We start from the raw sequence: 21,745 nt of genomic DNA on the forward strand, positions 1-21,745 counted from the left end.
TATGTAAATCAAGGAGGGTAAAATCAAAATGATTAAACAGATTGCATTAGTAACCGGTGGCACAGGCGGAATTGGAACAGCCATATGTCAAGCGATGCAGCAAAAGCACAGCGGCTCCCGCCTAAGAAATTTTTAAAAAGCGGTATTAGCTCAGTTTTTATAGGGCAAGCGCAAGCGCTGAAATTAGATTCAGTCTAAAAAACAATCAATTTACAAGGTAGTTCAAATCCAATCCGGTATATAATAACAAAAAGATGCTTGCAGCATTATGATGAATTAGGCGCTAATGATGCCTTATGTCCAAACGCTAAAGCAGACCATAAGTCCTCAATACTATTGATAAAAAAATCAAAAAATAATGCTCGTTTTCTTTCCCATAACGAGCGCTTAGTATGCAATCTTGCAAGTGCTTTTTTAAATAGTTTACAGCCAAGCTGCTGCAGCTGATCAACAAAAAAAGCAAGCATCATCAAATGAGCAAATACGGTGCTCAAATGTTTATTACCATGACCAAAATTGTGCTCAAACTGATATCCTTGATTTTTTAATGTATTAAACGTTTCATTTTCTATCTTATGTCGTGCCCGTCCTCCTCTCATAATTTTGTAAGCATTCTTTTCAGTTAAGGGAATATTGGTTACCCAAACCCAACGCTGTTTTTTACCATTATCATGCACCTCCCAATACTCTAAAACGTTCACTATACAATCAAGGTGAGTATCATTAATTGCAATTTGATTTGACCAACTAAAACGATGAGTTATTTTGCCTTCTCTCACTTCATGAGTAGCTCGAGGCAATGCATTAAACTCTTCAAACAAATGTTTATGATCCCCTTCTTTGGCAACCAGGATGAACCAATGATCATCATCACATAAGCGTTTGATGAATGGAGCATTTGAAAACAGACCATCCCCTGTAAAAATTAGCTTTAAATGAGGGTGCTCGCGTTTCAGATCATTAAGAAAACGCAGGGCCGCATTACGTTCACAGTCGTTTTTATTGGCACCATCTGTTTTCATAATCGGCTCTGGGGCAAAAGGAATCACCACTTTATGGTCTGGATGAACTATGGCTGCTGATAGCATTTGATGGTAGTAACTAATTCGTCCATTTTTATGATGCCGCTGACAACAGTTATCACAGTGCACATCATCTGAATTGAAATAACCTGTTCCATCCAATGGCATCAAATAGCGGTTCTCATAGTATTTGAATAGCTCTAAATGCTTACTTCTCTGGCATTGCGCAAAGAGACGTCGATAAGTGGGTCGGAGTAAGGTTGGCTCAATTTCATCTAAACGCTTTCTCATCTGAGTATCTGAAGGCACTGCTTTAATACCAAAAATATGCTCGAGATTATGGCTAATCATATCCTCTCGATGGTGACGATCAAACTGTAACAGAGAGGGATATTTCAAACTGAATAAAGCATAGCCCGACATTAACGTATCAACTAAACTGATGGGTCTTTGGCGTTTTTTTACTTCTTTAATCGATGCGAAACTTGTTTTAACTGTTTCAACCAAATCTTTGCAACTCAACATCAGATGTCAACTTTAAAATTAAAAATGACATTTTAAATCATAGACTTCGCGAAAAATATCTTTTTAGACAATTAAAACAACTTATTTACAGCGGGTTCCGGCTTCGCCGGGAACCGCTGTAAAGAAATGAGCTATGTGTAGAGATAGCCTGCTAATCCAACGGTAAAACCTGCCACGGCTCCAAACGGAGGCAGCCAGTGCTTGTTCATGACTGAGCGTGGTGCGATATCTTCAAATACCAGATAGAGAATACCCCCTGAGCAAAACGTCATGATAGCACTCAGTATGCCGTGTGGATAAGGAACAAATAATTTAGAACCAAGAAGAATATATATCGGACCGGTTATGCCTACGAAAAAAAACTTCCAAAGTGATTCTTTTTTTCTTCGGTTTTCTTGCATTTCTATATAAGCCGCATAGCCTTCCGGTAAATTCTGCGCTGCAATAACGCAGGTTATAAACACCGCCTTGCGAATGTCCTCTGTAAGGATAGCACCAAGGACAATGGCTTCCGGGATAAAATCCAGCATCATGGCAATGAATTGAGCCATAGGATTTTTTGCTTCTGCCAGCAAACGGTCAATGAACATGAATACAAGGCCGCCGGCAAAAAAAGTTAGAATTGTACTAAAAGAACTTTGTTGTCGCGCCCCTTCAGGAATAAGCACAAAGGCGATAGCAGAAACCAGTGCACCACCACCAAAGGCGGTTATGGTGTGACGAAACTCTTCCTGAACCCAAACGGATTTGAACAGACGAAGGCTTGCTAACCAGGCTCCAGCTGTAATGGCTAGTCCGGCAATAAGCGATAAAAGAACGCCTTGTATCAACATGATAAAATCATAGAGAATTTCGCAGTTAAGTTTAATAAAGCAGAACATGAATTTTATCAAAACACAATAGACCGCTTTTTTTGTTGTTGAGAAAAATAACCGGTTTCATGTGGTTCGATAAAACCCGGCAAGAAATTCATTGTCATTGCCCTATCAAAATACTTCCAGGCTTTATAATCAGGCATTTCTTATGCAGTAATTTTAAGTCCAATGATTGAAATAAGTAACATTCCCAAGAATAAAAGCTTAAGAATTGACATCGTTTCCTGAAATAAAACAACACCTAAAAGTGCAGCCCCCAGTGCGCCAATGCCGACCCAAACGGCATATGCTGTTCCAACAGGAAGGGTCTCTATCGATCGCTCTTGCGAGCAGGGGTTTTGTCGCAAAAAGTTATCTTCCAGGATAAGATCTGGATTTTTGGATAGGAATGGTTAACGATGATCAGTTTTAAGTGGCGTCATTTTAAGCGGGATATTATTTTGATGCTGGTCAGATGGTACCTGGCCTATTCATTGAGTTACCGTGATGTTGAAGAGTTAGCTCTGGAACGAGGGCTAAAAGTAGACCACTCCACCATTCATCGCTGGGTTATTGAGTATTCTCCCCAACTGGAAGAGACATTTCGCAAGCGCTACAAGCGCCCTATTGGGGTTTCCTGGCGTATGGATGAGACGTATATTAAGGTAAAAGGTCAATGGATGTATCTCTACCGGGCCGTTAACAAGGAAGGCCAAACCGTTGATTTTATGCTGTCCGAAAAACGGGATGAACCGGCAGCAAGAGCATTTTTTGAGAAAGCTATTGGTTCAAGCGGCATTCCCGACAAGGTAACGATGGATAAAAGTGGCGCCAACAAAGCCGGAATCGATACCATTAACCTACAACTGGCACTGCTGTTCATGATGGGAGGGCTGTTCCTGCAGGTTAACGTCAGGCAGATCAAATACCTCAATAATATCGTGGAACAAGACCATCGTTTTGTAAAAAAAATCACTAAGCCAATTAAGGGTTTTAAGGATTTTCAGTCGGCCAGGGCGACATTGGCTGGCATTGAACTTCATCACATGCTCAAGAAAGGCCAACATCTTCAGGCAGAAAATCAGTCTATATTTGAACAGTTTTACGGGCTTGCGGCGTAAACTCGTCCAAAAATCCTGCGCTTTGAGTCTCTAATAATTTTTGCGACAAAGCCCAAAATATTACTTCAAAGAAGACCAGAGCACTACGGAGCTTGCCCCGGATATACATGTGAATTTGGTGGGAAAATAGAAATTGGGGAAACACCAGATAATGCACTTGTAAGAGAGCTAAAAGAAGAGCTTGGTGCAATAGTGCAAATGAAGGATGTAATCAAGCTGGGGGCTATCACCGAGCAGATGTCCCAGCACAAAGACCTAATATACACATATTTTTGGCACGATAGGTATGACACAATTACTGGCTGTTATGAGGGTGAGCCTGTCTTTTTTGAATGTGCCGGAGACGTATTGGATTTAAAGAAAATAACGGATGCTCTTTGGTGGTTGATCCCAAGGTGTAAAGATCGGGGGCTGATAAAGTAGCGTAAAAACCCAGTTAGAATATTTCCGTACAATTATTTAATCCGACAGTGTTTATCGTATATGTATATTAAATTTTCTTGCTGCACTCAAGAGAGTAAATCAAGCTATCCGAAAAACAGGTGTTTTCCGATAGTATTGCAATTCATTTATTAATACATTATTTATAGACGACACATACTTATCACTTGCAAAACAAACCACAAAAGGGTACATTGTACCCTGTATTTTTCTTAATTGTTATTATTGTGGTGGTTCGATGTCTTGGAATAAGAAATTAAAACAGTTGTTACTTGAAAATAATTTAACACCGTCGTCTTTATCAAAGTTAACACATATCAGTGTAAATACTATTAAGGCTTGGCTGGCCCCCGGTGAGTCATCTAAATATAGGACGCTGTCACATAAAGAATTTGTGCATATTCATTCTGTTATTACTATAAATAAAGTACAAAAAGAAGAAGACAAAGAGCATTATATATCATCCAATACCTATAGTGCCGAGTATCATTTAGAAAATGGCTTAAGGTTTTTAGAGGATTTTTTGAGTACCCTACATGGTTATGATGATGCAAAAGTTAAGGATGTTTTAAGTAATCTTAATCGGGCCCATGAAGATATATGTCTTGCCAATCGCCTTATTATGAATTGCTTTCCTTCTCAGAGTACATCTATTCTTGAAGAGATGGAAATTGATGGAGTCCAATAAATCGATAAATAGACAAGACTGTCTTTTAATTATAAAAATTCGATTTAATAGACATTAGCTGGAGGTCATTTTAACTGTCTATTAGTTTATAAATTAGTGAACATTTCTCTAAGCTATAATTAAGTTAATTTAACAAAGTTATCCAGCTTATGAAAAATTCTATAAAATATGAATTGGCTTCAAAAATATTTGAAATGTTTGGACTGAATCAAAGAGATAGAGAAGAGTGGTATATGGCATCTTTCTTGGCAGGAATCCCTAATATGAAAGCCAAATATGAATATGAAAAAAATGAGGAAGATCCACCGGATTATGTTATAAAATCGAATGTAAGTGATGATGTAATATCTTGCGAATTAACTGAAATTCATCTTGATGAAAATAGGAAAGGTGCAAAATCCCAAGCAAGGATAGAAAGATATCACTCTTTGTTAAATAAGCTTAAAAGTGATTTAAAAAAAAATGGACTTTCTCACTTGTACGGTGTTTTTTCTTTAAAGAAAACCATAAGGATAGCTTTGAAAGTTCAAAGATATTAGATAAAGACGCTCTTGATCAAACTAATTTTATTGCTGAACTCATATCTATATTAAAAACAATTAAGCTAAACTCAAGTTTTCTTATTGAACACAAGGAGTTTGGTAACCATGTTCTTTTGAATGAGTACTTAGATCATATAAAATGTTGGAATATGGGGGCTGAGACTACTGAAAGAAATTTTTTTTGGTGGTTCTCTCATTTTCGATCTGGCTTGAATGAATCTAAGAAAATTACCTGTTCCAGTATGCGGCCAATAATTAAAAAAAAATCAGAAAAGCTTAAAAATGGGGGGATTACCGACCCAACTCAAAATGATATTAAAAAAGCAAGATTCAGTTTGCCTGATGCGATTCATTTACTTGATGGATTTGATATCAAGATTACAGGATGATGAAAAGTGAACAATTTAAACTTAAAAAAATTAGAACCAAAGATAAATACAATAGCTGAAATTAAACTTATTGCATCTAGCGTAATCCGGGGAAAAATAGGGCTTCGAACACCCCGGATTTCGCTTCATTTCATCCGGGCTACACCGGCTAAGCGTGAGATTCCCCTGGGCTACCCGAACTTGTTCTAACTTAGATTAAAGTTGCCCCTGATTTTGTGGTAGATCCATTGGTTTTTCCTTATGGTGCCATGCGAATTTATTTGAAGCGGCAAAGAAGGATTGTTGAGGTAAAGAAAATTGTTCAATTGCTAGCATAAGTGTCTTTGCATGAGCTGCAACTGTTTCGGGTAAAAATGCTAACGACTCGCGCCAACCTTGGTATTTACCTGCGATGAAGAATTTCTTATCGTATCCTTCTGGCGCCGGCAGCATATCTCTTACGATGTTATAAAAAATATTGCGCAGGTATAGGGCGCCAAACTTGTCGATTTGTTGATCTTTTTCTAAATCACAGATAGCTTGTTCTGCCTCTGATAAAATGTCGTGTGATCCTTTAACGGAGGAAAGATAACTTGACTCAATTAACTGAATTAACCGATGTGCTTCGTCTATCCCCCAAAAACACATACCCAGTACATGTTGGTTGATCAGTTTGCCTTGTTCATTTTGTGTTCCGCCATAGATAAGCCCTTGATCAAAAAAACCAATTTTCAGGAAATAATTAGTAAGTTCGGAGTTTTTCTCGATAACATTATAGGTTTTGTAATTCGGTTTCGTTTCTGCCAAATAACTCATGAGATGCCTTAATGCGGGTTGATTGGCGGGATGGTCTAAAGAATTATTGAATTGAATATCTGATAGAAGTACTTGATGAGGTATGACGCTCATGAGATTACCATATTGAAGTGAGACAATTGGAGTCAAACTATTATTTTCACCGACCAACGCGACACTAATTTGTCCTGGAGAACTTTCAATGACTTTAAAATTATAGGGTACGCTTTCATTTAAACACGGTTCGGGTTGTTTTAATATGTTTTCTTGAGTAAGTAGTGCTTCCTTCATATTTTCATCTAATATTTGAAACATAAAAGCTTCAATGCAATGGTAGGGGCCGTTATCTGGTGCAAACCAATCGCTAGGATAAGCACCAGTGATTGCTCCGATTTTTTCATCGAGCTTTCTTGCCGGATTATTACCGCCTGTACGGGTCCACATTAATATTTTACAGCCGCGTTCTTTCGCAACACGTTCAGATTCTTCATGAATGTAAGTACCTACACCTTTCCTAAGATGATCTTTGTGAACTCCAACAGAGCATAATTCGGCAGCAGCAGAACTAAATTGAAGACGACAAGCGCCCATCACAGAACCTTCTTCATTTTTCACCACATAAATTTCACTTTTTTTCATCAAGGTTTCTAAAATAGGCATGAATTCATTAAAACTCTTTGGGTTAAATGACATCCATTTTGCAACATCTTTTTGTTCGCACCAAATCTCATAAAGAGACTGAGCGTCTTCAAGTGTTGCTTTGACAAAATTAAGATTTTCTTTCATCTTTTAATAACCAATTATTAATCAAATTGAATTATTATAGATCATTCAAGATACTGATGACAAGTATAATATTGAAAATTGTCAAACCAAATAAAAATGTCCCTTATTTTTCCAATTTGAAAATGTCCCCTTTTGTTTAAAAAAATATAATTTTTTATTGGGCTTGTGGGTATGTGGTCGAGAAGCCTGCGAGCGTGTGCAAACTGTGGGCAGCTCTGGGCTTTGAGTTATCCATGGTTTGTGCATGCGTCCCGCAGGGCGCAGGCTGGTCTGCAGGACTCGTCCACATATCCATAAGCTATAATCGTACTGTTCGGTATGACTGGCTTAATCAATACTTATTTGAGAGTATTGAACAAGTCCAAGAACAGGCCACCAAGTGGCTTTGGTCTTATAACAATGAACGTCCTAACTCGGCTATTGGAGGTATACCACCCAAAAGAAAATTGGCTCTAGCAGCCTAGGTTTCTACTTTTAGTGTCAGTTAAAAATGGGGGATTACCATAACTATTCAAAAAACTGGTTGATTATTTATTCTACAGATTTGTCATTAAAAGATACTTATATTTTGCCAAACATTTTTGGGTTATGTCCGTAAACTGCTGTAAATTCAGGTTGACTTTTTAGGAGTGGAGTCATCGCTAAAATTCGGTACTATTGAGTTGCGAAAAACAATAACTATCGAAGGAGATTAGCGATGACGGATTACAATATTACAGTTGGAAAGGAATTGCTTCCAGAACTTTTATCAAGCCAGGATGGGCTCGCAAAGCTTGTTGAAGGTGTATTGAATCAGGTATTGGAGGCACAGGTGTCAGAAAGTCTGGGAGCAGACAAGCATGAACGTTCAGGTGAACGTATAGGCTATCGTAACGGTTACCGTCCAAGACAACTATACACTCGTGTGGGACCAGTCACTCTTCAAGTGCCGCAGACACGTGATGGCTCTTTTTCTACCGATATTTTTAAGCGCTATCAACGCAGTGAGCAGGCTTTTGTATTGGCTCTGATGGAAATGGTTGTTAATGGCGTATCAACCAGAAAAGTTAATAACATTACTGAAGAACTTTGCGGTGCTAGTTTTTCAAAGTCAACCGTCAGTCAACTGTGTTCTGGTCTTGATGCAAGAGTCAGAGCCTTCAACGAGCGTCGGTTTGATGGTGACAACTACCCATTTATCATGGTTGATGCGATGTTTATCAAGTGTCGTGATGGTGACAGAGTCGTGTCTCGAGCAGCCTTGACCATCTCGGGTATCAGAAGTGATGGCTACCGTGAAATACTGGGCCTTCGCATTGGTGACACTGAGAGCTATGCTACATGGGATGAAGCGTTTAAATGGCTAAAATCTCGTGGGCTAAAAGGCGTGATGTATGTTGTGTCAGACCAGCATGCAGGGCTTGTGGAAGCGGCTAGAAAGCACTTTCAAGGTGCAACCTGGCAACGATGCCAAGTTCACTTGATGCGCAACATCCTCGGGCACTGCTCTGTCAGACACCGCAAAGATGTTGCTGAAAAGGCAAAGCTTGTTTTTCAGGCACCTGATATGGAAGAAGCCAGGCGTAGACGCGATGATTTTATTGATGCCTTTGAGAAAAAAGCACCAAAATCAGTTACCTGCCTTGAGGAGGCTTTTGACGATGCCATGGTAGTTATGGCGTTGCCGGAGAAATACAGGAAGCGACTTCGCACCACCAACATGCAAGAGCGAATTAACGAGGAAATCAGGCGCCGAGAACGAGTGATAAGGATATTTCCTAATGATGATTCTGCATGGCGGCTGATTGGCGCTTTATTAGCTGAACAAAACGAGCAGTGGCAATCAAGGCGTTATCTTAATATGGACGAATTTAATGACTGGCTGGCTGAGAATGAAGCCGGAAAGTCTAATGTTGTAGGGATGAATGCTTTGACTAAATAACGTACTAACTTGATAGGCTGAATTAATGGGAATTTACAGCACTTTTTGGACTTGACCCATTTTTGATATGGAATCACAATCATTTCGTAATGAAAATAATAGGAAAGCTTGTGCGAATAATGAGTTTTCTCAAATATCTGATTGTGGTTTTGATAAGGTATATTTTTTGTCATCATTTTTTCATCCGATCTTGCTATATGAGAGTTAAGTTATGGCCGCTTTCCACAAAAAAACTAACCTAGAAAAGTTAACCATATTTTTTAACTCTATTTGCCTTGATTTTTCGTTTTTTGAAAGCGTAGGGCAGGGGAGTAAAGAAAACTCTCGTTTTATTAACGGGGTTTATGATATTAGGTTATCAAAATACATCTTCTAACCCATGTGATAGTTTTTGAGGTGGTTGGGGTGGGCAGGGGCTTTTACGTTGAGTTAGAAAAAGCGGTTTATCTCTATTTGCACCTTTAAGATGTTTGATGTGGGCTTCCAGTGCATCGCAAAATTTTTTATTCACGAGATAAGCGTAGCGCTGCTTTTCACCTTTGGTCATCGAACGTTTCAAACGAATCTCATCCAGTAATTTGTAATCACTGTCTGTGACATCTGAAATTTTTAACGAGGCAATTTCTTTCGCCCGTAACCCCAAACCAAATGAGCAATAAATGAGCGCCATGTTTCTTTCGGGCATTTGTGAATTTTTTGCAACAATCAGCAGGCGTTTTCTTTCAGCTTCACTCAAAACTTTGGCTTTTCCTTCTGGCTAAGCATCAATTTTCCTGTTAGAGCCTGATTTATATAGATTATTATATAAAACAGGAACTGTTTTTAAAACAGAAAAATCAGCATCTTCTGTAACCATTGCCAGCATTGAACAATTCCTCTTTTATCCATTATAGGTTGTCATAAATCAAAAAGGCTCATTGTACTTTTTAAGTCAGGAATTTAATCCTTCTGAAATTTTTTTATGCCTCGACCTTAGCGTTTTTCATGGGTCCTGATTTTCTTCATTTCAGATGATGCTTGGAAGACTGGGTTAAATTACAGAAACGGGACAAATGCGAACTGTAATGCTATATTTGCGCAAAATATTGTAACTGGAGTAACGAAGTGAAAAGATATAAATTTAATGCCGAAGGCTATAGATATTATATAGATAGTGAGATAGAGCTCTCCGAACAAGAGCTATGTAAGATACAAAAAATAATATCCAGCTTTCCGCATGCTTCAAAATCAAGGGAGTCAATTAAACAGTTTTTAGAATTTTCTCCTGATGAAACCCCTAAGTATATTCTTGCTATTACTGCAAATGCTTTTGATTGCTGTGGTAATACAATGTTGGGAGTAGCATGTGAGTATGGCTACTCTGTTAATGCAGTACAAAAATTAATTAACATGGGTGCAAATGTAGATATGCCCGATCACAATATGAATAAGCTAGCACTTCACTGGGCAATAAATAATAAAAAATCATTTAGAGACAAGGGTTCTGTTGAGGCGGTAGAAGTCGTTCGCTGTTTACTTAAAAATGGAGCAAAAACTGATATTAGATGCTATCAAAATGAGACCCTTCTTGAATATGCTAAAAGTCGGGGATTTACAGCAGCAGCCAATTTAATCGAGAGTCACTCCAATAAGCAACCTGAAAATAAATCGAAAATAGGATGTTCTGATCTTGCTTTTTTTTTCACCAATACTACAAAAGAAAAAGAAACTTATTGTGGATTTAAACCTGGATTTCTCTTAAACGATAATTTTTAAATCTATACGTATAATAATCCTTATGCGATGAAAATTCCATCAACTCATCGCATAATTTACTTTTTTGTGCTAGATTATCTATAAATAATCTAATCGCATAATTAGTAATGGCAAAAAACACCCAAATTGAAACCTACATCAATTACCAAAAATCGACTGATAAATCGCCGTTGACCCTGGCAAGTTATCAAAGCGACTTGTTTCAATTTGTAATATGGTTTGAATCGGTTAATAAAACTGATATGAGACTGACCAACATTACTCCAACTGACGCACGTCAATACAAACAACATTTAATTGATTCGGGGCTTAAGGCCCCAACAATTAACCGACGCTTGCTGTCTTTAAAATATTTTTTGGAATGGGGATGGAAAACAAAGAAAATCAAGTATCGATTCCCCTTTCCAAAAACAGTAAAACAATCTCAAGCGATGCCAAAATGGTTGAACCGCAACCAGCAGAACCAATTAATGCGACACGCCGAGCAGTTCGGAAGCAAGCGAGATGCTGCTATTGTGAGAATACTTCTTAATACGGGTTTACGTGTCAGTGAGTTGTGTAATTTAAAGTGGAATGACATAAGCTTAAGTGAACGCAAAGGCCGCCTGTCTATTAATGCTGGCAAGGGCTGTAAATACCGTGAAGTTCCTTTGAATAAAGATGCCAGGATTGCCTTCCAAGACTTGGGATATGCACAACATGCAGGTTCTAATGAATATATTTTTAATGGCCAGCGAGGTGTCCTTAGTCCTCGAGGAATTCAACTGATGTTAAAACGATTGCATACCCCAGAAGACCTTGGCATGATTTCTCCTCATCAATTAAGACATACTTTTTGTAAAAATCTCATCGATGCTGGAATAAGCTTAGAGAAAGTAGCCTCACTTGCAGGGCATGAGCGGTTAGATACAACGAAACTTTACTGTCAACCATCCTTTTCCGATTTAAGTGAGGCTGTAGAAAGGATTGGGGAGATTGAGTAATGCGTTTAATTGAAGTATTACCAAATTATGAAGCCAAGCGTTTTGATAAACCGCCAGTATTAACCCAGGATGAACGAAAATCTTGTTTTCAGGTTGATCTCTCTATTTCATCAATGTTTGATAAAACAAAACAGGATATTAATAAGTTAGGGCTTTTGCTGCAATATGGTTACTTTAAAGTAACTGGTAAATTCTTTACCGCAAAAACATTCAAGTCTGCTGATATAAAAGTTGCTGCAAAAATAATAGGCATCACACCACCAAAGGATTTTATACATCAATATGGTGATAGAACAAGGCAAAAGCATCGGTTATTCATATTGGAAAATACTGGGTTCCTCCCATTTAACAATAAAATAGATTTCTTTGAAGAGGCCATCATAGACATGGTCGATAAACAGATGCATCCTCGCAAACTGTTTTATGCACTAGTTGAGCAGCTAAGACAAAAGAAAATAGAATTGCCAAGCTATGATAGAATCGCAAGAACCATCACGGATAAACTTCATGCATTTGAGGCAAGGGTCACAAAAAATATTGCCGAAGTTATTACAACCAAGCAACAAGAGGCATTGGAACAGTTGGTGTCAAAAGAAGGAGAGCCTTATGAGAGGGCTTTGTTAACACGTCTGAAAAACATATCCCAATCAATGCAGCCCGCTAAAATCAAACAGGACATGCGCAATTTTTTAATTATAAAAAAACTTCATCGAGAACTAATATCTGTAATAGAGAAACTGGCTTTATCTTCTGAGGCGATTAAATATTATGCGGGTTGGGTAAACAAGGCGAAAACAACACAACTTGCTGAGATGGCTGATACCCATAAGAGAAATCTGTATTTAATAGCATTTATTGACTATTGGTATAGGCTTTGGCAGGATAATCTTGTTGATATTTTGTTAAAATCAGTTCAACAACACTTAAATAAGGCGGCTCGTGAAGTTGATTTATTAATTAAGGACAGGTTGCCTGAAAAAAACAGACTGGCCAAATCAGTCATCACTGGTTTTAATAATGCCAAAGATACCTTAGATAAAGTTCAACGAGTCGTTCATGATATTAATTTAAATAATGATGAAAAGGTTAGGGAACTCAATAATATTCTACCTAAAGAAAATCATTCATTTTCTCAGGTCGAACTGGATGCGAAGGAATTACAGCTTCAGATGGAAAATGAGAAAAAATGCAATGATGAATTTAATGTGCTGAGTAACTTGTCCAGGAAGCTACAAAATCGTGTTGCCGAAATTATAAAGCATCTAAGCTTTGAGTATGAGGATAATGCAAAAGCGATTTTTCAGGCAATTGAGTTCTATCAAAACAATAAAACAATAACTGCTACTGCACCAAATGAATTTTTAGATGATCATGAGTACCAGGCTATTCATCGTGATGGGAAGTTTAACATATCGCTTTATAAAGCCATCTTGTTTTGCAAAGTTGCTCAAGCTATAAAATGTGGCCAGATAAGTTTGAATTATTCGCTCCGTTATTTGTCTATTGATTCTTACTTGCTTGATGAACAGTATTGGCATAAACATAAAACCCATTTGTTAGAAAAACTTGGACTTACCGAGTTTAGTGATGCCGAAAAAGTACTTTCTTTATTGCGAAGCACGCTGGATAAACAATTTTTTGATGTGAACCAACGTATTGTTCAAGGAGTCAATAATTATATAACAATTCGCAAAGATGGCGGGTTTTCGGTCTACACGCCAGCGGTGGAAAAACCCAAGTATGACTCTATTACAAGTATTATTGGCGAAGGTAAATATATTCCCATTTTACAAATGATGGCGCAAATGAATGCATTAACCAAATTCACAGCCTGTTTTAAACACCACAAAATTACCGGCTCGAAAACACCACCAGAAAATGAAATCTTTTATGCAGGTATCTTTGGCTTAGGAAGCAACATCGGGCTTCATAAACTTAGCCATACAGCTATTGGTATTAATTATAATACTCTGTCTCATGCTGTTAACTGGTATTTTTCCTTAGATAACCTTCATGCCGTTAATCAATCACTTGTGGATCTGATGAGTAAATTATGGTTGCCTCAGAAATTTAAGAGAGAGCGAGACTTGTTGCACACATCCAGTGATGGCAAAAAGCAATGCGTATCAGCAGAGTCACTGAATACCAACTTTTCCTATAAGTACTTTGGCAATGGAAAAGGAGCCAGTGTTTACCGTTTTATCGATGAGCGTGGCATCTTATTTTATTCAACGGTATTTACCAGCAGTGAACGTGATGCTGCTTATGTGATCGATGGTTTGTTGCACAATGATGCGGTTTCATCCGACATGCACTCTACAGACACACATGGCTACACTGAAAAAGTGTTTGCTATATCACACCTACTCAGTGTGACTTTTGCGCCACGACTTAAAGATATTGCTTCACAAAAGCTGGTCAGCTTTGGAAAACTAAAAAATATATTAGAAAGTAAGGAGTATCCCATATTACCCACTTACTATGTTAATGAGAGTAAAATTAAACGATATTGGGATAACATATTAAGGTTGATTGCAACAATAAAACTACGGGAACACCGTGCCTCAACAATTCTAAAAAGATTAAGCGAATACTCAAATCAACATCCACTGGAAGAATCCCTTAAAGATTTTGGCCGTATCATCAAATCAATCTTTATCCTGAAATATATAGACGATGTGCAATGGCGGCAGGCTATTGAAAAACAATTAAACAAGGGCGAGTTAGCCAATAAATTTTCTGATGCCATATCTTTTGCTGATCCGAATATTTTAGAACCCTTAAAAGAAGATCAGGAAATTACGGTTATGTGCAAAACAATTATCCAAAACATTATTATTTTATGGAACTATATCGAGTTAACCAAAGTAGTGATGCAAGTAGAAAATGATGAGAGGAATATTCTTCTTGAAAATATTACCAATGCATCTATTTTGACCTGGCAACATGTCAATCTGCACGGTACATATGATTTTAGTAACCTGTTTAGTTCAAATGATTCTGAATTTATATTGGATGAGGTAATTAATTTTAGGGCAGCTTAAGTGAATTACATTAATATGGGACATAAATATGCCAACAGTTTTAAGGATTAGAGGTTACCGGTTTTTCTTCTATAGTCTTGAGGGATCGGAACCCCCTCATATTCATATTGAACATGGGGATAAGGTGGGAAAATTTTGGCTTGAACCTGTAAGCCTGGCCAGCTCATATGGGTTTAGAAGCCATGAGCTAGGAAAACTTAGGCTCTTGGTTATTGAACATAAAGAATTATTTTTGGAGAAATGGTATGAATACTTTAGCTATTAAATTTGATGATCACGCGGTTGATGTAAGTTTTACAAAAACTTCATTACACTTTGTATTGGCAGATGGTCGAGAAATTTCAGCACCTCTTGAATGGTTTCCACGTCTTAGAGATGCAACGGATGATGAACGTAAAAATTGGCGGTTTATTGGTAATGGTCTTGGAGTGCATTGGTCAAAGATTGATGAAGATGTCTCTGTTAAGGCTTTAATGAAGGGAACTGATTAATTAATATATCGACTTTTATGCTTTTTTGCGCTTTAATAATTATGCGATTAGTTATAAGGGTCAGTTTGTGTTGATAATACTGGTCCTATATTGTTTTATTAAGTTGATTTTAATCAAGATAAATTTCAAGAACAGATGCAAATTTGTTTTTAATTTAAACAGAATCGCTCTCTCAGTTCGCATTTGCCCCGTTTCTGTAATTTAACCCTAATTTCCACGATATCTACCCGTCCATACCTTGGATCATGCCAATCCTCTATTTCATGGGGGAATTCATGCTTAAAGCGTACTTTCACCGCTATAGTTTTGTGATTTAGATCAAGGGGTATGGTGATGTTGTATTTGCTCATGATAAATCAATTAGGAGTTGTGTGGAAGAACCACTAAAAGTGTTAAATCTGAAACCCGCTTCAACACGCTATTAATAAATCATACCATGAGAATGAATATCGGGTTAAATTACATGAAATGTGAGTATAGTCTCATTTGCGAAGAAATAGCCTCCAATCTCTTGTCTTCAGGGGCTTTTGCAATGGCCTGATTGGCTTCTTATGCGGCAAAATGATAAATACAGAATCCTATGAGGATATAAATAACATAACATGATAAAAAATAGTTTAGCGTTTTAATTAATGAGCCTTGGGTTTGTTCTTTATCCATGGGATTAATTCTACCTTGTTTTGGACCAAAAAAAACCAGGCGCAAGGCCTGGTTAGTAGGATTTAAGTTATCGATGGACGCTCATCATAAAAATGACAAACATCACCATTTTCATTAATTGAAGTGAACGCTGGTGGTGGTTCACCATGAAAATCAGCCATTTTGTCCAGCGCTTCTTTTAAGCCATATTTGTGATAGTAAGTGCGTAAAATAACGTCACCTTCACAATACTCTAAAGTCTGCATGGTTTTGGTGTTAACCCATATACCGAAATACCAGGCATCAGATTGTGTATCATATTGTTCCCAACCCTGTTTATAATCCAAGGCAAAATCAAAATAATATCTATCACAACCTTCGGCAAAATAGGAAGAAACAACAAAGCTCTTTGAAGACATTTTTTTAACCAGGGTTGTACCACTTTTTTTGCTGATTTAGGACTTACGCATTGACAGCTTTAAAAAGACCTGTGCCGCCTTGAATAAATCCACGAATATTGGCAAGAAACAGGTCACGCTGAACCTCATACCAATGAGAAATCAAGTTTTTAACCCGCATAAACTCAAGCTGAACAAAGCCTTTTATGGCGCAGAAAATATGATTTTTAATTTGATTAGAACCACGCACCTGAAAATGCTCGATATGACACACTTGCTTCAAAGCACGATGGTAACGCTCAATAGACCAATGAGCAGCATGAACTCTTTCAAAGTCTTGTTTTTTAATGTTTGGTAAATTATCGAGGTCAGGAACGCTGATGATGTAATAGCGATATGATTTTTTGTACATCTGTCTATACACTTTCACCATGCCGTAATCTTTCAAATAAGCCGTTTGCTCATCGCCTTGCCAGTCCTCTAATTTTTGTACTTGGGTGTACTGGCCTCGCTCGATTGATACGGTACGGTTACTTTCAACCCCAAACATAAATTGCAAACTTAATTTCCGTAACGTTTTCATGTTAGTAATGCTCGCATACCAACTATCACCTGTTACCCAGGCCGGTTTTAGCCCCCAGGCCAGTACCTCATGCAGCATTTCTATAAAGTAGTCATTCTTCGTTTTGCCTTCAGATTTATCGTAAAGACGATAGTTAACGGGCACTGAAATCCCAGCCACATCTGTATAAAAAAGCGTAATCAGGTTAACGCCTTTCACAACCCGTTTATGCTTTCCAGACCAGAAATTACCTATCAACTCAGCTTTTTTAGGGTTCATGTAGGGTTTATCTAATACAGAATCATCCACGCTAAGTATCCCGCCTGCTAACTCTATTTTATCCGATTCTTCATCAAATAAGTCCTTTGGTTCATATCGTTCTCGTCCTAGAAATCGATTTACACTGTCGTGTGATATCGACCCCATCACCTCAGATAAACGCGTACAACTGGGATAGCGCGGATCACTTAACAGATATGAGGTATAAATTACTTCGTTACAATGGGCTGTTGAGGGCTTGGTTTTTGGGAGCATTCCCTGCCTGCAAAAAGCACGCATTTTAACAGATTCTTGTCAATGCGTAAGTCCTATGATTAATTCTTCTATATGAGCATGAGACAAAAGGGTTTCTTGTTCATTCATTTTATACCTCCTTAATATTGAATAAAGGAGAAACCCAAAGGGTTTCCCCTTTGGGTGGTTTGCTTAAAATCCAGCATATAAAGGTCAAGTCCAAAAAGTGCTGTAAATTCCCATTAATTCAGCCTATCAAGTTAGTACGTTATTTAGTCAAAGCATTCATCCCTACAACATTAGACTTTCCGGCTTCATTCTCAGCCAGCCAGTCATTAAATTCGTCCATATTAAGATAACGCCTTGATTGCCACTGCTCGTTTTGTTCAGCTAATAAAGCGCCAATCAGCCGCCATGCAGAATCATCATTAGGAAATATCCTTATCACTCGTTCTCGGCGCCTGATTTCCTCGTTAATTCGCTCTTGCATGTTGGTGGTGCGAAGTCGCTTCCTGTATTTCTCCGGCAACGCCATAACTACCATGGCATCGTCAAAAGCCTCCTCAAGGCAGGTAACTGATTTTGGTGCTTTTTTCTCAAAGGCATCAATAAAATCATCGCGTCTACGCCTGGCTTCTTCCATATCAGGTGCCTGAAAAACAAGCTTTGCCTTTTCAGCAACATCTTTGCGGTGTCTGACAGAGCAGTGCCCGAGGATGTTGCGCATCAAGTGAACTTGGCATCGTTGCCAGGTTGCACCTTGAAAGTGCTTTCTAGCCGCTTCCACAAGCCCTGCATGCTGGTCTGACACAACATACATCACGCCTTTTAGCCCACGAGATTTTAGCCATTTAAACGCTTCATCCCATGTAGCATAGCTCTCAGTGTCACCAATGCGAAGGCCCAGTATTTCACGGTAGCCATCACTTCTGATACCCGAGATGGTCAAGGCTGCTCGAGACACGACTCTGTCACCATCACGACACTTGATAAACATCGCATCAACCATGATAAATGGGTAGTTGTCACCATCAAACCGACGCTCGTTGAAGGCTCTGACTCTTGCATCAAGACCAGAACACAGTTGACTGACGGTTGACTTTGAAAAACTAGCACCGCAAAGTTCTTCAGTAATGTTATTAACTTTTCTGGTTGATACGCCATTAACAACCATTTCCATCAGAGCCAATACAAAAGCCTGCTCACTGCGTTGATAGCGCTTAAAAATATCGGTAGAAAAAGAGCCATCACGTGTCTGCGGCACTTGAAGAGTGACTGGTCCCACACGAGTGTATAGTTGTCTTGGACGGTAACCGTTACGATAGCCTATACGTTCACCTGAACGTTCATGCTTGTCTGCTCCCAGACTTTCTGACACCTGTGCCTCCAATACCTGATTCAATACACCTTCAACAAGCTTTGCGAGCCCATCCTGGCTTGATAAAAGTTCTGGAAGCAATTCCTTTCCAACTGTAATATTGTAATCCGTCATCGCTAATCTCCTTCGATAGTTATTGTTTTTCACAACTCAATAGTACCGAATTTTAGCGATGACTCCACTCCTAAAAAGTCAACCTGAATTTACAGCAGTTTACGGACATAACCCATATAAATCTGGTTGTTTAAGCGACTTGTGGTAGCAATTTCTCAGCAGCAGACCAAAGTTCACAATTTAATCGTACGTTTTGATCGATAGATTTAACTTCTCGGCTTCTGGTTCGTTGCGGCCAACCCCGCTCGTTGCGATATATGCCAGAAATACCACCGCGGATAATGTTTTCCTGAATTACATTTAATACAGTAAATAAATCATTATCCAAATCGCCAACCCGTCTTGGTCTTAAAAGCTTGTCAGGTGTGATAGCGATAGCGGCATTTCCATCAAATCGAAGTGAGTGAGCTTTTTGGGCAAGATATAATTTCTCATCCTGCTCTAAAGATATTGACTGCATGGTTTGAACTGCATTCATCAACATATCAAAACACTTAACGATAGTATGTGTGCCTTCTATGACATTATCTATGATGTTACCAAAGTGTTTGACTCTGACTTCATCATACTCAGAACCTGCGACCATACCGTTACTGCATACCAGGCGATACAAACCTGCCATTAAACGATAAGAAGAAAGACCGTCATGGGAATTGATTAATATTATCTCAGGAAAATACTCTGAGGCTGAATAATTCAAATCATAACGTCTAAACCGTATCATATGCTTTGAGAATAGTTTTTTTTCCTTGGTCCGTGAGCCTGTTTGATAGGCTTTGGTTGGATAAAAACCTTCTGACATAAGCTTTTCAACAACCATGGCGGTTGAAATTGGCTGATATCTGTCACTGGTATTTTCATAGCCTTCCTGGGTATATAAAGAAGGAACGATATGTGCCAGTTGGTTCATTGATAAATGTTGCATGATTTTCTCCTTAAAAATTGAATTAAGGAGCACCTTCCCTGGCAGGGAGGATGCTCCCTGTGGGAAAGTGTTTAAAACAATTAAACAAATTAAATGCCAAGAATGCTGGAAAGGCTGTAGCCACATAGGCAAATAAAGCATTCGTCAATTTCAGATTTATTATTGCTGTTGCAATAAATGTCTTCTAAATATTGCGATTGTTTTTCTTTGCAGTCGGTGTTTTCCATGATTCTTTTTGTAATGAGTTCAATTGCATTCATGATTTTTTCACCAAAAAATGAGTCCTCAAATACCGTTCGAGACCTTTGATTAAATCGGCAACAAACCACCCATCATTATAACCAAGGTGATCGCAGACAATTAGCTCGTCATCATCGAAGCCATAATCTTCATCAGTAAGACGCTCAATCAGTTTTTGGAAACTAATATCATCTGGCCAGTAATTAAGATGGTGGCCGACAGCTGTTAATTGGTAGTTGTCCATCATGAAAAATTCTCCTTATATTAAAAGGAGCACTCCCACAGGGAATGCTCCCTATGGGGTGTGAAACATTTAAACGAAAGAAGGCTCAAAACGACGGAACGCTATCTTCAAGAGGTTCATCGCCTAATATTGCCTTGATGTTAGCCATATGCTGCTCAGGGCTTATAGGTGTTGAGTCCTCTTTGGCTTCGCTGCTTGTCGTTCTTTTGTCCAAAAACTCAAGCTTGGTAACAACAATATTTGCCTGTCGATGTTGATTACCATCAACATCACTCCAAACATTGTTCCTAAGCTTACCTTCAAGGTAGACATAAGAGCCTTTTTGAAGGTGCTCGCAAGCTTTTGCAAATTTTCCAAAAAACAACAGCTGATGCCACTCTGTCACCTGCTCCCAATGATCGCCTTTTTTAATGTGTTCATTGGTTGCAATGGATGTAGAGTAAAAGACAGAACCATCTTTTGTTGAAATTGCTTTGGGTGCCAGGCCTAAATGACCAATGATTTGTACCTTATTAAGTGATCCACTCATAATTTTCTCCTTGATTGATTTTGAAAAAATGCACAAGAGAAAACTATCCGCACAAGGTGGGAAATTTTCTCTTGTGCGGTATGCGGAAATAAATCTAACCTGGACTTGCGTCCAGGCTAAACTTAAATGGTGACAGAAAAGACAGCGCTTGCAGGCTTATTATACTTATCCCTTATAGCCGATTTTATTTTTTTGATGGCCTTTTCAATGTCATCGAGTTCAAGCAAGCTAAATTGAGCTTCTAGCTCTTGAATTTCGTTGGCAACATTGGAAAGTTCGAAAATAATACGTTCATTGCAGGATATAGCATTGTTTAATTGCATGATGTTTCCTTAAAAAATCCTGGAAACACCAGTCCATCAGGGAAGGGGTTCCCAGATGGGTTGAAATAAACAAACAGATTTTAATGAATCATTTTAAATAAGGTGGTTAAATAAGCTGCTAAGGATAACCCAATGGTTAGCATCGTACCCATCAACCATCGCCTTGAGGCAAGAATTTCTTGTCTAAGTTCTTTTCGAGACTCAAGCATTTCCTGGCGTTGAAGGCGTAAATTTTCATCAAATTCACGCTTTTGCTCGGCAAGACGCAGATCTCGTTGTTCAAGCATCTTATCGCGCTGCTCAAACATTTTATCCCTGTCCTCAAAAACCTTATTAATCGCTTCATTTAACATGCTGTTAACCTCGTTAACACTATAGATGTTTTGTATTTCCATATCAGTTAAAACTTCAAAACAAGCTTTTGCTGATTTATGAGAAATTCCTTTACTTTCTAAAAGTGTAACATATTTAAGCGAGTCGCATTGGATTTTCACTAAACACTTCCTCCATTAAAAGCTGGAAAAAGCGTCCTGCTGGACGATTT

The 21,745-nt window shown here is 38.3% G+C and carries 25 protein-coding genes and 2 pseudogenes; 12 read left to right on the plus strand and 15 right to left on the minus strand.

Going from position 1 to position 21,745, the window contains the following annotated elements:
- Window positions 1–266 precede the first annotated feature (266 nt).
- From E4T55_RS14990 to E4T55_RS15000, 3 genes and pseudogenes are all read right to left on the minus strand, one after another.
- Window positions 267–1,547 (minus strand): hypothetical protein, encoded by a 1,281-nt coding sequence (locus tag E4T55_RS14990; RefSeq protein WP_058501406.1) that lies wholly within the window; start codon window positions 1,545–1,547, stop codon window positions 267–269.
- Between the two features lie 131 nt (window positions 1,548–1,678).
- Window positions 1,679–2,380 (minus strand): ZIP family metal transporter, encoded by a 702-nt coding sequence (locus E4T55_RS14995; protein WP_058502439.1) that lies wholly within the window; start codon window positions 2,378–2,380, stop codon window positions 1,679–1,681.
- Between the two features lie 188 nt (window positions 2,381–2,568).
- Window positions 2,569–2,739, minus strand: a pseudogene (locus E4T55_RS15000) (SMR family transporter); the annotation flags it as partial.
- Between the two features lie 81 nt (window positions 2,740–2,820).
- Here E4T55_RS15000 and E4T55_RS15005 point away from each other — a divergent pair.
- From E4T55_RS15005 to E4T55_RS15025, 5 genes are all read left to right on the plus strand, one after another.
- On the plus strand, window positions 2,821–3,522 hold the full coding sequence (locus E4T55_RS15005) for an IS6 family transposase (protein WP_058502214.1): 702 nt from the start codon (window positions 2,821–2,823) through the stop codon (window positions 3,520–3,522).
- 57 nt (window positions 3,523–3,579) lie between these two features.
- Window positions 3,580–3,945 (plus strand): NUDIX domain-containing protein, encoded by a 366-nt coding sequence (locus tag E4T55_RS15010; RefSeq protein ID WP_238583429.1) that lies wholly within the window; start codon window positions 3,580–3,582, stop codon window positions 3,943–3,945.
- Window positions 3,946–4,201: 256 nt separating this feature from the next.
- Window positions 4,202–4,651: a hypothetical protein gene (locus E4T55_RS15015; protein ID WP_058502216.1), complete on the plus strand. Its 450-nt coding sequence runs from the start codon at window positions 4,202–4,204 to the stop codon at window positions 4,649–4,651.
- 149 nt (window positions 4,652–4,800) lie between these two features.
- Window positions 4,801–5,190: a hypothetical protein gene (locus E4T55_RS15020; RefSeq protein ID WP_058502217.1), complete on the plus strand. Its 390-nt coding sequence runs from the start codon at window positions 4,801–4,803 to the stop codon at window positions 5,188–5,190.
- A gap of 152 nt (window positions 5,191–5,342) precedes the next feature.
- A complete protein-coding gene (locus E4T55_RS15025) occupies window positions 5,343–5,582 on the plus strand; it encodes a hypothetical protein (RefSeq protein WP_058502218.1) in 240 nt (79 codons plus the stop codon).
- A gap of 195 nt (window positions 5,583–5,777) precedes the next feature.
- Here E4T55_RS15025 and E4T55_RS15030 read toward each other — a convergent pair whose 3' ends face one another.
- On the minus strand, window positions 5,778–7,142 hold the full coding sequence (locus E4T55_RS15030; RefSeq protein WP_058502219.1) for a GNAT family N-acetyltransferase: 1,365 nt from the start codon (window positions 7,140–7,142) through the stop codon (window positions 5,778–5,780).
- Window positions 7,143–7,441: 299 nt separating this feature from the next.
- Between E4T55_RS15030 and E4T55_RS15035 the strand changes: the two are divergent.
- Both E4T55_RS15035 and E4T55_RS15040 read left to right on the plus strand, forming a co-directional pair.
- Window positions 7,442–7,606: pseudogene (locus tag E4T55_RS15035) on the plus strand (integrase core domain-containing protein); the annotation flags it as partial.
- 233 nt (window positions 7,607–7,839) lie between these two features.
- A complete protein-coding gene (locus E4T55_RS15040) occupies window positions 7,840–9,063 on the plus strand; it encodes an IS256 family transposase (RefSeq protein ID WP_115325208.1) in 1,224 nt (407 codons plus the stop codon).
- A gap of 358 nt (window positions 9,064–9,421) precedes the next feature.
- On the opposite strand, the gene E4T55_RS15045 is transcribed toward E4T55_RS15040, so the two are convergent.
- Window positions 9,422–9,799 carry a site-specific integrase gene (locus tag E4T55_RS15045; protein ID WP_082636566.1) on the minus strand — a complete coding sequence of 126 codons (378 nt, stop codon included), beginning with the start codon at window positions 9,797–9,799 and terminating at the stop codon, window positions 9,422–9,424.
- Window positions 9,800–10,167: 368 nt separating this feature from the next.
- Here E4T55_RS15045 and E4T55_RS15050 point away from each other — a divergent pair, with 368 nt between their 5' ends.
- The 5 genes from E4T55_RS15050 (at window position 10,168) to E4T55_RS15070 (ending at window position 15,336) form a co-directional block, all read left to right on the plus strand.
- The gene (locus E4T55_RS15050) at window positions 10,168–10,818 is read left to right on the plus strand and encodes an ankyrin repeat domain-containing protein (protein WP_058502382.1); all 651 of its coding nucleotides are present in this window, start codon (window positions 10,168–10,170) and stop codon (window positions 10,816–10,818) included.
- Window positions 10,819–10,925: 107 nt separating this feature from the next.
- Window positions 10,926–11,801 (plus strand): tyrosine-type recombinase/integrase, encoded by an 876-nt coding sequence (locus tag E4T55_RS15055; protein WP_058502383.1) that lies wholly within the window; start codon window positions 10,926–10,928, stop codon window positions 11,799–11,801.
- Window positions 11,801–14,845, plus strand: coding sequence for a Tn3 family transposase (locus E4T55_RS15060; protein ID WP_058502384.1), 3,045 nt, complete (start codon window positions 11,801–11,803; stop codon window positions 14,843–14,845). Before E4T55_RS15055 ends, E4T55_RS15060 begins: the two co-directional genes overlap by 1 nt.
- 28 nt (window positions 14,846–14,873) lie before the next feature.
- Window positions 14,874–15,110 (plus strand): DUF4160 domain-containing protein, encoded by a 237-nt coding sequence (locus E4T55_RS15065; RefSeq protein WP_058502385.1) that lies wholly within the window; start codon window positions 14,874–14,876, stop codon window positions 15,108–15,110.
- Window positions 15,091–15,336 (plus strand): DUF2442 domain-containing protein, encoded by a 246-nt coding sequence (locus tag E4T55_RS15070; protein ID WP_058502386.1) that lies wholly within the window; start codon window positions 15,091–15,093, stop codon window positions 15,334–15,336. The genes E4T55_RS15065 and E4T55_RS15070 overlap by 20 nt, the downstream gene beginning before the upstream one ends.
- Window positions 15,337–15,485: 149 nt before the next feature.
- Here the strand turns inward: E4T55_RS15070 and E4T55_RS15075 are convergent, their stop codons facing one another.
- The 10 genes from E4T55_RS15075 to E4T55_RS15115 all read right to left on the minus strand — a co-directional run bounded on the left by E4T55_RS15075 (window position 15,486) and on the right by E4T55_RS15115 (window position 21,695).
- Entirely contained in the window at window positions 15,486–15,686 is a 201-nt protein-coding gene (locus E4T55_RS15075; protein ID WP_058502387.1) for a hypothetical protein, read from the minus strand.
- 372 nt (window positions 15,687–16,058) lie between these two features.
- Window positions 16,059–16,394, minus strand: coding sequence for a hypothetical protein (locus E4T55_RS15080; protein WP_058502388.1), 336 nt, complete (start codon window positions 16,392–16,394; stop codon window positions 16,059–16,061).
- Between the two features lie 43 nt (window positions 16,395–16,437).
- Window positions 16,438–17,469, minus strand: a complete 1,032-nt coding sequence (locus E4T55_RS15085; protein ID WP_058501601.1) for an IS701 family transposase — start codon at window positions 17,467–17,469, stop codon at window positions 16,438–16,440.
- Window positions 17,470–17,716: 247 nt separating this feature from the next.
- The gene (locus E4T55_RS15090; protein WP_115325208.1) at window positions 17,717–18,940 is read right to left on the minus strand and encodes an IS256 family transposase; all 1,224 of its coding nucleotides are present in this window, start codon (window positions 18,938–18,940) and stop codon (window positions 17,717–17,719) included.
- A gap of 130 nt (window positions 18,941–19,070) precedes the next feature.
- On the minus strand, window positions 19,071–19,865 hold the full coding sequence (locus E4T55_RS15095; RefSeq protein WP_058501203.1) for a DUF932 domain-containing protein: 795 nt from the start codon (window positions 19,863–19,865) through the stop codon (window positions 19,071–19,073).
- Window positions 19,866–19,954: 89 nt separating this feature from the next.
- A complete protein-coding gene (locus tag E4T55_RS15275) occupies window positions 19,955–20,125 on the minus strand; it encodes a hypothetical protein (protein WP_156411796.1) in 171 nt (56 codons plus the stop codon).
- On the minus strand, window positions 20,122–20,352 hold the full coding sequence (locus E4T55_RS15100; protein WP_058501204.1) for a hypothetical protein: 231 nt from the start codon (window positions 20,350–20,352) through the stop codon (window positions 20,122–20,124). The genes E4T55_RS15275 and E4T55_RS15100 overlap by 4 nt, the downstream gene beginning before the upstream one ends.
- Before the next feature lie 82 nt (window positions 20,353–20,434).
- The gene (locus tag E4T55_RS15105; protein WP_058501205.1) at window positions 20,435–20,878 is read right to left on the minus strand and encodes a single-stranded DNA-binding protein; all 444 of its coding nucleotides are present in this window, start codon (window positions 20,876–20,878) and stop codon (window positions 20,435–20,437) included.
- A 122-nt stretch (window positions 20,879–21,000) separates the two neighbouring features.
- Window positions 21,001–21,201, minus strand: a complete 201-nt coding sequence (locus E4T55_RS15110) for a hypothetical protein (RefSeq protein ID WP_058501206.1) — start codon at window positions 21,199–21,201, stop codon at window positions 21,001–21,003.
- An 80-nt stretch (window positions 21,202–21,281) separates the two neighbouring features.
- Complete coding sequence (locus E4T55_RS15115) at window positions 21,282–21,695, minus strand: hypothetical protein (protein WP_035918827.1); 414 nt, start codon at window positions 21,693–21,695, stop codon at window positions 21,282–21,284.
- Window positions 21,696–21,745 lie beyond the last annotated feature (50 nt).

Source organism: Legionella israelensis, from assembly GCF_004571175.1.
GTDB classification, from domain to species: Bacteria; Pseudomonadota; Gammaproteobacteria; order Legionellales; family Legionellaceae; genus Legionella_D; species Legionella_D israelensis.

Excerpts from the sequence above, each read along its gene's own strand:
- E4T55_RS14990 (WP_058501406.1), bottom strand. The coding sequence starts at position 1,547 with ATGTTGAGTTGCAAAGATTTGGTTGAAACAGTTAAAACAAGTTTCGCA.
- E4T55_RS14995 (WP_058502439.1), bottom strand. The coding sequence starts at position 2,380 with ATGTTGATACAAGGCGTTCTTTTATCGCTTATTGCCGGACTAGCCATT.
- E4T55_RS15005 (WP_058502214.1), top strand. The coding sequence starts at position 2,821 with ATGATCAGTTTTAAGTGGCGTCATTTTAAGCGGGATATTATTTTGATG.
- E4T55_RS15015 (WP_058502216.1), top strand. The coding sequence starts at position 4,202 with ATGTCTTGGAATAAGAAATTAAAACAGTTGTTACTTGAAAATAATTTA.
- E4T55_RS15020 (WP_058502217.1), top strand. The coding sequence starts at position 4,801 with ATGAAAAATTCTATAAAATATGAATTGGCTTCAAAAATATTTGAAATG.
- E4T55_RS15025 (WP_058502218.1), top strand. The coding sequence starts at position 5,343 with ATGGGGGCTGAGACTACTGAAAGAAATTTTTTTTGGTGGTTCTCTCAT.
- E4T55_RS15030 (WP_058502219.1), bottom strand. The coding sequence starts at position 7,142 with ATGAAAGAAAATCTTAATTTTGTCAAAGCAACACTTGAAGACGCTCAG.
- E4T55_RS15040 (WP_115325208.1), top strand. The coding sequence starts at position 7,840 with ATGACGGATTACAATATTACAGTTGGAAAGGAATTGCTTCCAGAACTT.
- E4T55_RS15055 (WP_058502383.1), top strand. The coding sequence starts at position 10,926 with ATGGCAAAAAACACCCAAATTGAAACCTACATCAATTACCAAAAATCG.
- E4T55_RS15060 (WP_058502384.1), top strand. The coding sequence starts at position 11,801 with ATGCGTTTAATTGAAGTATTACCAAATTATGAAGCCAAGCGTTTTGAT.
- E4T55_RS15065 (WP_058502385.1), top strand. The coding sequence starts at position 14,874 with ATGCCAACAGTTTTAAGGATTAGAGGTTACCGGTTTTTCTTCTATAGT.
- E4T55_RS15070 (WP_058502386.1), top strand. The coding sequence starts at position 15,091 with ATGAATACTTTAGCTATTAAATTTGATGATCACGCGGTTGATGTAAGT.
- E4T55_RS15075 (WP_058502387.1), bottom strand. The coding sequence starts at position 15,686 with ATGAGCAAATACAACATCACCATACCCCTTGATCTAAATCACAAAACT.
- E4T55_RS15080 (WP_058502388.1), bottom strand. The coding sequence starts at position 16,394 with ATGTCTTCAAAGAGCTTTGTTGTTTCTTCCTATTTTGCCGAAGGTTGT.
- E4T55_RS15085 (WP_058501601.1), bottom strand. The coding sequence starts at position 17,469 with ATGCTCCCAAAAACCAAGCCCTCAACAGCCCATTGTAACGAAGTAATT.
- E4T55_RS15090 (WP_115325208.1), bottom strand. The coding sequence starts at position 18,940 with ATGACGGATTACAATATTACAGTTGGAAAGGAATTGCTTCCAGAACTT.
- E4T55_RS15095 (WP_058501203.1), bottom strand. The coding sequence starts at position 19,865 with ATGCAACATTTATCAATGAACCAACTGGCACATATCGTTCCTTCTTTA.
- E4T55_RS15275 (WP_156411796.1), bottom strand. The coding sequence starts at position 20,125 with ATGAATGCAATTGAACTCATTACAAAAAGAATCATGGAAAACACCGAC.
- E4T55_RS15100 (WP_058501204.1), bottom strand. The coding sequence starts at position 20,352 with ATGATGGACAACTACCAATTAACAGCTGTCGGCCACCATCTTAATTAC.
- E4T55_RS15105 (WP_058501205.1), bottom strand. The coding sequence starts at position 20,878 with ATGAGTGGATCACTTAATAAGGTACAAATCATTGGTCATTTAGGCCTG.
- E4T55_RS15110 (WP_058501206.1), bottom strand. The coding sequence starts at position 21,201 with ATGCAATTAAACAATGCTATATCCTGCAATGAACGTATTATTTTCGAA.